Raw genomic sequence first — 11,978 nt, 5'->3', positions numbered from 1 at the left:
CAAATGTTATAGGGATAATGTTTTTGTCTGGTGGTTTCGCATAGTAAGTGCAACATAATTAAGCTACGAGTAAACAAGTTCGTATCCCTTTAAATAGTCCATTTGAGGGTTTGCCACCACGAGTCTTTCGGGGACGATTATTTAATTCTAAACCGTTATCAAACGTCATTGTTTTAACCTTTTGTTTTAACGGGTATAAAGCCTTCACTGTGGCTTCGGCCACTTCTGATGCTTGTTTTTTATTCAGTTTAATAATAATTAAATAGAGTGCCTTACGTTCAACCAGTGTTAATAATACACTTTTTTTATCTTTTCCTATTATCGTATTACCTTCCCAATCACCAATTCGTGCTTTTTTATCAACGATTTCTGGGCGTTCATTAATACTGACTTTGTTTTTAATTTTTCCTCTTCTTTCATAACAACCATACCGTTTACGATACGGTTTGCTGACAATTCTGAGATATTGCCATAAATCACCTCTATCCATTTTATTTTTATAAATCAATCTACAAATGGTTTCATGATGCAAGGATATCTATTCATACTTCCTTATATAGTTAACCACCTGTTCAGGACTTAAATCTTGCCAAATTAGCCGCTTTATCCATTTTTTATTCCTTTGGTCACTTTTGTGGCTTTCTTAGCAAAATGACGGCGAGAAAGCCCCTAAAGATGGGCCTATTTCGGACAATATTCTTTTACTTCCTGATTTCTTTTCAACTCTCTGCTAATAGTTGATGGGTTTCGATTGAGTGATTGACAATGAAACGTTATGAAAAACCCGCTTTTTAAACTGGAAATCGGGTATCTTTCTGTTTCGGTCAGTTGTTTATAGACCATAGTGCATTTTCTTATGGCGGGAAAGATGCCTAATATAGTAACTGACCGCCCTTCTGAAAAATTGTACTTATTAGTCGAATCCGCCTTTTCTAATTTATTTCACTGCAAACTTTTTAGCCTCATATCTTTCCAGTTACTCTCTACAAGACTCAAACAATTCTCACGTTTTTCTGGTCCGTAGATAACTTGCCAACCAGCAGGTACTGCAATGAATACAGGCCATAGTGAGTGTTGATTTTCATCATTTATTAATACAAAGAAATCAAGAGATTCATTTTCAAATGGATTGCTCAAAACATAAATCCTCAGTTTGGTTCATGATTAAAAAATCTTATATGTTAACTTTGGCAAGTCAATAAAAAATATTTGTTTCGTGACAAAATCCACATTTATGATTATTTTTTTTAAAAAAAGTTGAAATACACAATGAAATAACAAACTCACTGCAAAGACACATATTGAATAACATATTATTCGTATCATATAATCTAGTGATTAGCTTTCTCTTTTGTGATTAATTTGATTAAGGATAGCATAAAAAAGCGTGGGCATTATTCTATGCTGTAATCGCTGCGGTTAAATGGTTTTCTGTTTCCTCTCCCAATTTTACTTCCGGATACCAGAGCTCAAATTGTGCCTCTAGCTCACCGTTTAATACGGCCGGGCGCGTTTGCAATAAATAATGAGCGCCTTGTTGACTCCATTGCATTTATTGCTGATAAAGCCTCTTTTTGTCTCTCTATACTTTGGTCAGTTGAGCTAACTCTGATGTAGGTATAACGCATGCTTCCCTTAGCGGTTAACTTTTGGTCGGTTAAATCTAACTGCGTCAAGAGCGTCTATGAAAGGACGGATATCTCTGGTTGTCGTAGTCTCATCAGCATGCATTATGTTGAGATGCCGGCATCCTTGCCCATAGATTATCTAAAAAGATTATTATTCTGTTATTTCAACAGATTTTTCTTATTTTCACAAAAATCTTTATTTAACTTAATAATTTTATTATTGTTTATATTTCAGAGTGAAAATATATTTCAATAATATAAAATCAGACACAATAAACTAATATTAAAAATCCCCCTATAACTAAAATAGGGCGATTATGCCGAAAATACAAATCATTACATAAAGGAAAAATTAATATTGGGGAGACAAAATTAATTTTTCCTTCCGCCAAAAACGGAAAATAGACATTTTCCTGCGTTGCAGAGAAAAACGGCGAACAATATAGTTTGCTGTCAATTCCAGCGTCAGGCACATCACAAAATAAATCAGCGCGACAAATAAAAAGACTTCTATCGGATAAACCATACTGCGGTTATTCACCTGAGTTGCCAGGAATGACAGTTCTGCCACGCCAACAATATAGGCCAGAGAAGTGTCTTTTATCAGAGCGATCCACTGATTAATAAAGGAAGGCACCATCATGCGTAATGCCTGTGGCAAAACAATGTACCAAAGTACCTGCCAACGGTTGAAACCTAATGATAACCCTGCCTGCCACTGGCCCGCACCAATCGCAATAATTCCCGCTTTCACCCCATGAGCCAAATAAGCAGAGGTGATCAACGCCAGAGCACAAACCACTGTAGTGATTTCAGGAATTTCCATGCCAAGCATCACAGGCAACAGAAAGTAAGTCCAGAAAATCAGCATAATGACGGGAATTGCACGGAAAAAACCCAATACTGCGGCTAACAGGTTAACCCAAAAGCCTTTCAGCATTGCCAAAGCAACACCTGCAACTGTACCCAATACAATAGAAATCACACCAGCCATCAGGCTAATAACCAATGTCAATGCCGCCCCTTCAAGGGGGCCATCAGGGAAGGTTCCTAACAGTAGGTAGCGCCAGTTTTCTGCAATGACTGAAAAATCCATTTTAATGTCCTCTTGCTATAGCTTGTTGTTGACGCCATTGTCCCCAACCTTCCATGACCGCAATCGTGGCGATATACAACACCGTCGCAACACCGAATGCTTCAAATGTTCTCAGTGTTTCAGTCTCCACCTGACGCGAAGCATATGACAGTTCAGCCACACCAATCGCCATTGTCAGCGACGAGTTTTTCACAATATTCATGTACTGTCCCAGTAATGGCGGCATTGCTATCTTCAATGCCTGCGGCAGTACGACATAACACATTGCCTGCCAGCCGGTCAGCCCCAATGCATGAGCCGCATATTTCTGCCCCCGCCCTACGCCCTGAATACCTGCCCGTAATTCTTCCGCAACAAATGGGGCTGAATAGAGGGTCAAACCGATAAATCCAGCCAGAAATTCAAACGAAGGCCATGCCAATGATAAACCTAACAGATTGATTTCATGTGGTGTATTCAGCCAGAATATCACCTCTTGCGGCAGTATTTGCCCTGATGCAAAGTACCAGAAGAACAGTTGTACCAGCAGAGGCGTATTACGAAATAGGGTGGTGTAAGCCGTCACCGGCCAACGGAGAATTTTTAGTTGGCTGTCACGGGCAGCAGCCAGTACAAAGCCCAGCAATGTGGAAGCCACAACGGTACAGGCGGATATCCATAATGTCATCAGGAAACCCTGCCAAAGCCACGCCAGGTATTGGGGAGCAAGCACGTGTTCTGTAACAAATAACTCAAACATATCTTACGATTACCAAACATTACCAATGATAAAACCCCGCAACACAAGGTGCGGGGCTGATTACCAAGGTTTGCAACTATCAGGACTTAGCTTGCTGCTCCAAAGGAGCAAACTTAAAGTCACCTCGCGGCTGAGACGATTTGGTCTCTGGGCCAAACCAACGGTTATAAATTTTCTCTGCTTCACCCTCTTTTTCCAGTTTCAGCAGCGTTTGGTTCACCGTCTCAACTAAGCTCTCTTCCCCTTTTGCCGCAGCCACAGCCTGATATTCACGGGTGATGCTGAAAGGAGAGATCTCAAACTCCGCTTTTTGTGCTGCCGGTACGTTAGCCAGCAGGCCGACCAGTTTAGCATCATCCTGAGTGATTGCTTGTACATTGCCGTTACGCAGCGCAGCAAATGCCAGAGGCGTATCGTCATAAGAGATGACTTTCGCTGTCGGATAATGCTCACGCAGAGTGATTTCCTGTACTGTTCCCTTATCAGCACCGATACGTAAGTTTTTAATGTCATCAGGGGATTTCAGAACGCCTTTACGGGCAATAAATTTTTGCCCAGTGGCAAAATAAGGGATTGAAAAATCGACTTGTTTAGCACGCTCATCCGTTACCGTAAAGTTGGCGGCAATCAGGTCAATTTTCTTCGATGCCAGCAGTGGCAAACGGTTTGCCGGGTTAGTCGGACGCAGTTCCAGTTTAACACCAAGGTCATTTGCAATCGCTTTTGCGATATCCACATCATAACCCGCCAGTTTTTTAGTTTGCGGGTCAATAAAACCAAACGGGGGATTACTGTCAAAAACAGCGATCCGCACTGTACCGGCTTTTTTAATATCATCCAGTTTATCGGCCTTCGCAACACCAGTAACCAGTGCTAACCCAGTCAGCAACGCCGTGACAAGAACGCGGGATTTCATTGAAAACTCCTGACGGTAATTAAATATTTATTAATCACTACAAGCTATCAATTTCACTATAGTGCAGGAAATAATATAAAAAACTATATTTATAACTATTAAGAATTATAAGACAAAACAATGCCGGAAAAAAATACCAGCATTGTCAGCAAGTTACTTGTTATCTTTAGTCAGCAGCCTTTCCAATTCATCACCACCGACATGCCGGAAATCCTGACCTTTGACATAGTAGAAAATGAATTCACAGATGTTCTGGCAACGGTCGCCAATCCGTTCAATAGAACGTGCACAAAGCAGGGCTGTCAGTACACTTGGGATGGTTCTGGGATCTTCCATCATATAAGTCATCAATTGGCGGACAATGCCTTCATACTCTTTATCCACCTTTTTATCTTCATGATAGATACGAATAGCTTCTTCCAGATCCATACGGGCAAAAGCATCTAAAACATCATGCAGCATCTGGATGGTATGGCAGCCAAGCGATTCCAAACTCACCAACAGTGACTGATGCTGATGTGAAAATTTCTCAAGTGCCGTCTGGCAAATTTTCTTTGCCACATCCCCGATTCTTTCCAGTTCAGCAATGGTTTTCGAGATTGACATAATCAGCCGCAGATCACTGGCCGTCGGCTGGCGCTTGGCAATGATACGAACACATGCTTCATCAATAGCGACTTCCATCATATTGACTTTATGATCGTCATCAATCACTTCACGCGCCAGCTCCGCATCCTGATTATGCATCGCGGTAATCGCTTTGGAGAGCTGTTCCTCCACCAGCCCGCCCATCACCATCAGTTCAGTACGGATATGCTCCAGTTCAGCATTAAACTGACCGGAAATATGTTTATTGAGATTCAGATTGTCCATGTTACGCCCCGTAATCAACCATAACGACCGGTAATATAGTCTTCAGTTTGTTTCATTTTTGGTGTGGTAAACAATGTGTCTGTATCACTAAATTCAATCAATTCACCAAGGTACATAAACGCAGTATGATCTGAACAACGCGCGGCCTGCTGCATATTGTGAGTCACAATTACCACGGTATATTCAGATTTCAATTCGCTGATCAGTTCCTCAATACGACCGGTAGAAATTGGGTCAAGTGCGGAGCAAGGCTCATCCAATAATAGAACGTCCGGACGGATCGCAATGCCGCGTGCAATACATAAACGCTGCTGCTGACCACCAGACAGACTGTATCCGCTCTGATGCAATTTATCCCTGGTTTCATTCCACAATGCGGCTTTGGTCAAAGCCCACTGAATACGTTCATCCATTTCTGCTCTTGAGAGTTTCTCAAACAGACGGACGCCAAAAGCAATATTGTCGTAAATAGACATCGGGAATGGGGTCGGCTTCTGGAATACCATACCCACTTTGGCACGCAGCAACGCCACATCCTGTTTATCCGTCAGGATATTATTGCCATCCAGCAAAATTTCTCCCTCTGCCCGCTGCTCACCATACAATTCATACATTTTATTGAAAGTCCGTAGCAACGTAGATTTACCGCAGCCAGACGGACCGATAAAAGCCGTTACTTTATTCTTTGCAATATTCAACGTAATGTTTTTCAGCGCGTGAAATTTGCCGTAATAAAAGTTCAGATCACGGACCTGAATTTTACTGCCAGCGATATCATTAGCCATGTTCATTTACTTCTCTCTGTTGAAAATATCAGTCAGTGCTTTTTCTTGGCAAACAGCACACGCGCTACAATGTTAATCAGCAATACACACAGGGTTATCAATAATACGCCTGCCCACGCCAGTTGCTGCCATTCGGAAAATGGACTCATCGCAAATTTAAAAATAGTGACCGGCAAGTTGGCAATTGGCTGACTCAAATCAGTACTCCAGAACTGATTTGAAAGAGAGGTGAACAGCAACGGCGCTGTTTCCCCGGCAATTCGGGCAATTGCCAGCAACACACCGGTGATAATGCCGGATACCGAGGCTTTCAGCGTGATGGCCGAAATCATCTTCCATTTAGGCGTTCCCAAGGCATAGGCGGCTTCACGTAAGCTATCAGGAACCAGTTTCAACATGTTTTCAGTGGTTCTGATGACAATCGGCACTTGCAACAACGCTAAGGCAATCACCCCTGCCCAACCGGAAAAGTGCTGCATTTTCGTTACAACGACAGTGTACACAAACAAGCCGACGACAATAGAAGGCGCTGACAGCAAGATATCGTTGATAAAGCGGATCACCTCTGCCAACCATGAACGGCGGCCATACTCGGCCAGATAGATACCCGCCATGATCCCCAACGGAGTACCGATAATCGTCGCCCATAAAATCAACAAGCCACTACCAACAATGGCATTTGCCAGGCCACCACCTTCGGTATTCGGTGGCGGCGTCATTTCCGTGAACAACGCCAGCGACATACCATCGAGGCCCTTGGTGACTGTGGAGAACAGAATCCACACCAGCCAGAACAGACCAAACAACATGGTTGCCATTGATAACAGCAGAGCGAGCCGGTTTTTCTGACGGCGCCATGCCTGCTTACGACTACGTGCATTTTCATCAATAGGCTTTTGTCCATCCATTGTTGCCATATCAACGCCCCTCATTCTTCGCCAGACGCATGATCATTAATTTTGACAACGCCAGCACAATAAAGGTGATCACAAACAGAACCAGACCAAGCTCCATCAATGCTGAGGTATGTAAGCCAGATTCAGCTTCAGCGAATTCGTTCGCCAACGCAGAAGTAATACTGTTGCCCGGCATAAACAGTGAGAAACTGTCGAGCTGGTAAGTATTACCGATGATAAAAGTCACTGCCATTGTCTCCCCCAGCGCACGGCCAAGGCCCAGCATGACACCACCAATCACGCCATTGCGGGTGTAAGGCAATACAATGTGCCAGATAACTTCCCAGGTAGTACAACCAATACCATAAGCGGATTCTTTCATCATGACCGGTGTTTGTTCGAACACATCACGCATAACCGAGGCGACATAAGGAATAATCATGATAGCGAGAATGACGCCCGCCGCCAGAATGCCGATACCAAAGGCAGGACCGGAGAACAGTTCACCGACAATTGGCATACCGGAAAGGACATTGCCGACCGGCTGCTGAAAATAGGTGGCAAACAGAGGGGCAAACACAAATAACCCCCACATGCCATAGACAATACTTGGAATTGCAGCCAGCAACTCAATTGCTACACCAAGCGGGCGTTTCAGCCAGTTAGGCGCCAGTTCCGTCAGGAACAGTGCTATCCCGAAACTGACAGGCACCGCAATGATCAAAGCAATCAACGAAGTGACCAACGTACCGTAAATAGGCACCAATGCACCAAATTGTTCTGCCGGGGCATCCCACTCTTTATGCCAGAGGAAAGAGATGCCGAACTGCTGGATACTGGGCCAGGAGGCAATAATCAACGAGATAATGATGCCTCCCAGCAAAAACAAAGTCATCAGCGCAGCTAGCCGAACCAGTGCGCTGAAAATAATATCGCCGTTTTTACTGGGTGCTTTTATTGCCGTTTTCTGTTCGGCCATAGAGCTTATTCTCATCCGGGTTAACTCCCCCTTTAATGGGGGAGAAATCAAAACTACAAATTTAATCGATACTTCAAACCGTTGCCACCGACACGATTTAATACAGAATTTTACCGCTGCTATCCTTCACATGGGTTTTCCAGGCCGCCCGAACTTGCTCAACCACTTCTTTTGGCAGGGTTGCATAATCCAGATCATTCGCTTGTTTATTGCCTTTCTCGTAAGCCCAGTCAAAGAATTTCAGTATTTCTGCCCCCTTGGCGGCGTCTTTTTGCTGTTTGTGAAGCAGAATAAATGTAGTGGAAGTAATCGGCCACGCGTTTTCACCTTGTTGGTGTGTCAAATCCTGAGCAAACGTTTTGTGCCATTCCGCTTTCTTCGCTGCGGCGCTGAAACTCTCTTTTGTCGGGCTGACAACATTGCCATCAGCAGAGACCAGTTTGGTATAAGCCAAATGATTCTGTTTAGCGTAGGCATATTCAACATAACCAATAGAACCTGTCAGGCGCTGAACGAATGCAGCAATGCCATCATTGCCTTTACCACCCAAGCCAACAGGCCAGCTTACCGTGGAGCCTGCACCGACTTTTTCTTTCCACTCGCTATTCACTTTAGAAAGATAACTGGTAAACACAAAAGAGGTGCCGGAACCATCCGCACGACGTACCACCGCAATATCCTGCTCCGGCAGTTTCATCCCCGGATTCAATTTAGTCATCGCCGGATCATTCCACTTTTTCACTTTACCTAAATAAATATCACCCAACGTTTTACCATCCAGTGTTAATTCGCCGGATTTAATACCAGGGATATTAACCGCCAGTACGACCCCGCCGATGACCGTCGGGAATTGAAACAAACCATCAGCCGCTAATTTTTCATCGGATAAGGGCGCATCGGAAGCACCGAAATCAACGGTATTTGCCAGAATTTGTTTTACGCCACCGGAAGAACCGATGCCTTGATAATTGACTTTATTACCGGTCTCTTTTTGATAAGAATCTGCCCACTTGGCATACACCGGGGCGGGAAATGTCGCACCTGCCCCCGTCAAGCTGGAAGCAGCGAATACCGACAGGGTTATCAAAGAAAACGTCGCTGCCATTATGCCGGCTACAGTGGTACGCATCAGTTTCATAATCCCTCCTCATGGGACATTGAGAATCAACAAAGAAATGTGTTCGTCAGATTAAAAAAGGTGCAGAAGGGAAAATAGGTCAGTTTAGTTACAGCAAAATGTCTTAATTATGACATTTTTATGACAGCGCAATGCAAATTCAGCCTGATGCTGACATAAAACTGTCATCTCCACAGACCATGAAATTAAAGCTGGAGATTATCATCAGGCCATTAAAAATTATCTTCCACAACAGGAATACAGGCACGAATAGATAATCCCCCTCTGGGGCTGGTGCCAATTTCAATTTTCCCGTCATGAGCATCAATAATCCGCTGAACAATAGCCAGACCTAACCCCGTTCCACTGTTGCTGCGCGCTCTTTCGCCCCGAACAAATGGCTGAAATAACTGCGGCAAATCTTCCGGCTTAATTCCTGCGCCATCGTCCTCTACCTGAAACCAGGCAAATTCATGAGTCTGACCACTACTGACTTTAATCCAGCCATTACCATAACGATTGGCATTAACCAGCATATTAGCCAATGCCCGTTTAATGGAAATCGGGTTCGCGTTAACGGTTATTGGGGGAAGAGATAGATTATTTTCAATATCCTGCTCATAGCCATTCTCTGCGGAAATAACCTCTTTGAGAATAGAATTAAGCTCACAGAATTCCATTGGCATTTCCTGCCCGGTACGGAGATAATCAATAAATTGCGCAATAATGGCATTACATTCTTCAATATCTTTATTGATAGATTCAGACAAATAAGCATCTTCCTTGCTCATCATTTCTGTTGCCAAGCGGATACGTGTCAGTGGAGTACGCAAATCATGACTTACCCCGGCAATTAATATCGTCCGGTCACTTTCCAATAACTTTATTCCTGCGGACATTTGGTTAAATGCACGAATAGAAGCGCGAACTTCCAGCGACCCCGCTTCTCGCACCGTAGGCATCATAATACCTTTACCTGTCTGTCTGGCAGCATACTCCATTTCCAGCAAGGGCCGGTTCTGAAAACGGATATAAAGCCAAATACAACCAAACGTCAGCAATAAAATGGCCAATGTATAACGGAAAATGGGTGAGAATTGATTTTGCTCGATCTCAGTCAGAGGAACCCTGACCCAAATATCGGGGGCCAAATAAGAATTAAGCCAAAGTATAGGGCTCTCTTTGTTTATCTCCAGACGCAGATCAGCTTTGCCACCCAGGTATTGACTCATCTTCTCACTCAGGAAATTATAATGCCTGGCCCAGCGTAAACCTTGTATCTCCGCGTCAGACTCAGAATACAGCGTAATACCCAACTCCTGATAAATCTCCCGGCGCACTACCGGTGAGATCACCAGAAAAGATCCGTCCTCCAGCTTCAATCTTTCAGCCATTAAAGTACGAACTTCATACGCTAACACTTTATTGAACTGCTGCAAGCTTGGCATGATAACGAAATTCACAACAACCAGGTAACTGGTTACCAGACTGATAAACAGCATAGCCATGACCAGGAATAAAGTACGGGTAAAAGTGCTGCGAGGGGAAAATCGTAATCGCTTCATACACGGCTTCCATCAGGCACAAAGACATAACCCAGCCCCCAGATGGTCTGGATATAGCGCGGGTGTGCAGGATCTTCTTCAATCACACGGCGCAGACGTGAAACCAAAACATCAATAGATCGCTTCATAGTGCTGTATTCCCGGCCAAGGGCTAAACCCATCAGCTTATTACGGGACAGCGGTACACCAGGATAAGAAACCAGCACTTTCAATATGGCAAACTCACCACTGGTCAGTACCATATGTTCATCTCCCTGAAACATTTCCCGGGTACTTAGATTAAGACTGAACTTACCAAAATTAATAATTGCGTCATCTTCAGCGGGTATGCCCAGTAACTTATTCGCCTGACGGCGTAATACCGCCCGGATACGCGCCAATAACTCACGAGGATTAAATGGCTTAGGAATATAATCATCAGCGCCAATCTCCAACCCAACAATGCGGTCTACTTCTTCCCCTCTTGCCGTCACCATAATAATCGGCACCGGATTATTTTGTTTTCTCAGTCTTTGGCAAACAGAAAGCCCATCTTCTCCAGGTAACATTAAATCCAATACAATTAAGCTAACAGATTCCCGTGTCAATAAGCGGTCCATCTGCTCCGCATTAGCAGCACTACGTACCTGAAAACCTTGTTCTGTCAGATAACGCTCTAATAACGTTCGTAAACGCATGTCATCATCCACCACAAGGATTTTGTTACCTTCTTGCATTATTGAACTCCAAATAAATACTACATGCTTTGCTAAATTTATCATTATGAAGAAGATTAAACCAAAGATAGAAACCAGATATATATATTTTAAGATAATTTCTATAGGACTTATTTTCGTACGTTATTAATCTGAATGATTAATTCAATGGTAAGCCACTGACTGCCAAAACCCCATAACCGGCTGTTATACATTGATTTTTTACGATAATTTCGTCACCGGCTGGTTTACTCATCAATATCCTGGCTACCGGGGAATTAACCGAAATCCACCCACTAGCTGCATCAAATTCATCAGACAGGCTAAACGAACAATGCTTTCCGCTTCATATCATCTTCCCATCAGATCCACGCGCCAGCATAAACCTTTCCTTCCTGACGAGGATCTAGATCGTACATCCCAAATGTTTGGACAAAAAACTACCCGGATAGGTTTCTCTTAATCTTTTCTTACCATAATAAACAATTTAGTTCGCTTTTTCTCCGATTGAACCCTCTGCCCTGTTTTTCATTATCAGTAAAGTAGGAAGTGCATCACATTTTCTGTCATGCAACCAATACAATTCTTCAACGCTGATACAAATAAATTAACCCAGACAACTGAATGGCTACTCACTTTTTCGCAGGCAATGGCTAAAGGAACGACGATGATCTTGCCCCCTAAATGTA

12 protein-coding genes and 2 pseudogenes are annotated in these 11,978 nt (G+C 43.5%); all 14 read right to left on the bottom strand.

What is annotated here, in order from left to right:
• Positions 1-58: 58 nt before the first annotated feature.
• Positions 59-843: pseudogene (locus tag LGZ99_RS02380) on the bottom strand (IS30 family transposase).
• A 99-nt stretch (positions 844-942) separates the two neighbouring features.
• A complete protein-coding gene (gene pttA / locus LGZ99_RS02375) occupies positions 943-1,146 on the bottom strand; it encodes a phototemtide A NRPS accessory protein PttA (RefSeq protein ID WP_231398182.1) in 204 nt (67 codons plus the stop codon).
• A 253-nt stretch (positions 1,147-1,399) separates the two neighbouring features.
• Positions 1,400-1,552 (bottom strand): annotated as a pseudogene (locus tag LGZ99_RS02370) (ISKra4 family transposase); the annotation flags it as partial.
• Between the two features lie 428 nt (positions 1,553-1,980).
• The gene (locus LGZ99_RS02365; RefSeq protein ID WP_036837563.1) at positions 1,981-2,724 is read right to left on the bottom strand and encodes an amino acid ABC transporter permease; all 744 of its coding nucleotides are present in this window, start codon (positions 2,722-2,724) and stop codon (positions 1,981-1,983) included.
• A gap of 1 nt (position 2,725) precedes the next feature.
• Positions 2,726-3,463, bottom strand: coding sequence for an amino acid ABC transporter permease (locus LGZ99_RS02360; RefSeq protein WP_262978823.1), 738 nt, complete (start codon positions 3,461-3,463; stop codon positions 2,726-2,728).
• A 79-nt stretch (positions 3,464-3,542) separates the two neighbouring features.
• Entirely contained in the window at positions 3,543-4,379 is an 837-nt protein-coding gene (locus LGZ99_RS02355; protein ID WP_262978822.1) for an ABC transporter substrate-binding protein, read from the bottom strand.
• 153 nt (positions 4,380-4,532) lie between these two features.
• The gene (phoU, locus tag LGZ99_RS02350; protein WP_021323362.1) at positions 4,533-5,252 is read right to left on the bottom strand and encodes a phosphate signaling complex protein PhoU; all 720 of its coding nucleotides are present in this window, start codon (positions 5,250-5,252) and stop codon (positions 4,533-4,535) included.
• Positions 5,253-5,266: 14 nt separating this feature from the next.
• Positions 5,267-6,037 (bottom strand): phosphate ABC transporter ATP-binding protein PstB, encoded by a 771-nt coding sequence (gene pstB, locus LGZ99_RS02345; protein ID WP_390893998.1) that lies wholly within the window; start codon positions 6,035-6,037, stop codon positions 5,267-5,269.
• A gap of 32 nt (positions 6,038-6,069) precedes the next feature.
• Positions 6,070-6,954, bottom strand: coding sequence for a phosphate ABC transporter permease PstA (gene pstA / locus LGZ99_RS02340; RefSeq protein ID WP_023044412.1), 885 nt, complete (start codon positions 6,952-6,954; stop codon positions 6,070-6,072).
• Between the two features lies 1 nt (position 6,955).
• Positions 6,956-7,912 (bottom strand): phosphate ABC transporter permease PstC, encoded by a 957-nt coding sequence (gene pstC, locus LGZ99_RS02335; protein WP_262978835.1) that lies wholly within the window; start codon positions 7,910-7,912, stop codon positions 6,956-6,958.
• Positions 7,913-8,009: 97 nt separating this feature from the next.
• A complete protein-coding gene (pstS, locus tag LGZ99_RS02330; RefSeq protein WP_262978821.1) occupies positions 8,010-9,050 on the bottom strand; it encodes a phosphate ABC transporter substrate-binding protein PstS in 1,041 nt (346 codons plus the stop codon).
• Positions 9,051-9,262: 212 nt separating this feature from the next.
• The gene (envZ, locus tag LGZ99_RS02325; protein ID WP_262978820.1) at positions 9,263-10,594 is read right to left on the bottom strand and encodes a two-component system sensor histidine kinase EnvZ; all 1,332 of its coding nucleotides are present in this window, start codon (positions 10,592-10,594) and stop codon (positions 9,263-9,265) included.
• Positions 10,591-11,310, bottom strand: a complete 720-nt coding sequence (ompR, locus tag LGZ99_RS02320; RefSeq protein WP_021323367.1) for an osmolarity response regulator transcription factor OmpR — start codon at positions 11,308-11,310, stop codon at positions 10,591-10,593. Before ompR ends, envZ begins: the two co-directional genes overlap by 4 nt.
• Positions 11,311-11,449: 139 nt before the next feature.
• The gene (locus LGZ99_RS24770; protein ID WP_081704197.1) at positions 11,450-11,611 is read right to left on the bottom strand and encodes a GreA/GreB family elongation factor; all 162 of its coding nucleotides are present in this window, start codon (positions 11,609-11,611) and stop codon (positions 11,450-11,452) included.
• Positions 11,612-11,978 lie beyond the last annotated feature (367 nt).

It is taken from the genome of Photorhabdus temperata, from assembly GCF_025384845.1.
GTDB classification, from domain to species: Bacteria; Pseudomonadota; Gammaproteobacteria; order Enterobacterales; family Enterobacteriaceae; genus Photorhabdus; species Photorhabdus temperata.
This window is presented reverse-complemented; position numbering and strand designations above follow the sequence as displayed.

Bases quoted from the DNA above. Each gene is read 5' to 3' on its own strand.
- LGZ99_RS02365 (WP_036837563.1), bottom strand. From the start codon at position 2,724: ATGGATTTTTCAGTCATTGCAGAAAACTGGCGCTACCTACTGTTAGGA.
- LGZ99_RS02360 (WP_262978823.1), bottom strand. From the start codon at position 3,463: ATGTTTGAGTTATTTGTTACAGAACACGTGCTTGCTCCCCAATACCTG.
- LGZ99_RS02355 (WP_262978822.1), bottom strand. From the start codon at position 4,379: ATGAAATCCCGCGTTCTTGTCACGGCGTTGCTGACTGGGTTAGCACTG.
- phoU (WP_021323362.1), bottom strand. From the start codon at position 5,252: ATGGACAATCTGAATCTCAATAAACATATTTCCGGTCAGTTTAATGCT.
- pstB (WP_390893998.1), bottom strand. From the start codon at position 6,037: ATGGCTAATGATATCGCTGGCAGTAAAATTCAGGTCCGTGATCTGAAC.
- pstA (WP_023044412.1), bottom strand. From the start codon at position 6,954: ATGGCAACAATGGATGGACAAAAGCCTATTGATGAAAATGCACGTAGT.
- pstC (WP_262978835.1), bottom strand. From the start codon at position 7,912: ATGGCCGAACAGAAAACGGCAATAAAAGCACCCAGTAAAAACGGCGAT.
- pstS (WP_262978821.1), bottom strand. From the start codon at position 9,050: ATGAAACTGATGCGTACCACTGTAGCCGGCATAATGGCAGCGACGTTT.
- envZ (WP_262978820.1), bottom strand. From the start codon at position 10,594: ATGAAGCGATTACGATTTTCCCCTCGCAGCACTTTTACCCGTACTTTA.
- ompR (WP_021323367.1), bottom strand. From the start codon at position 11,310: ATGCAAGAAGGTAACAAAATCCTTGTGGTGGATGATGACATGCGTTTA.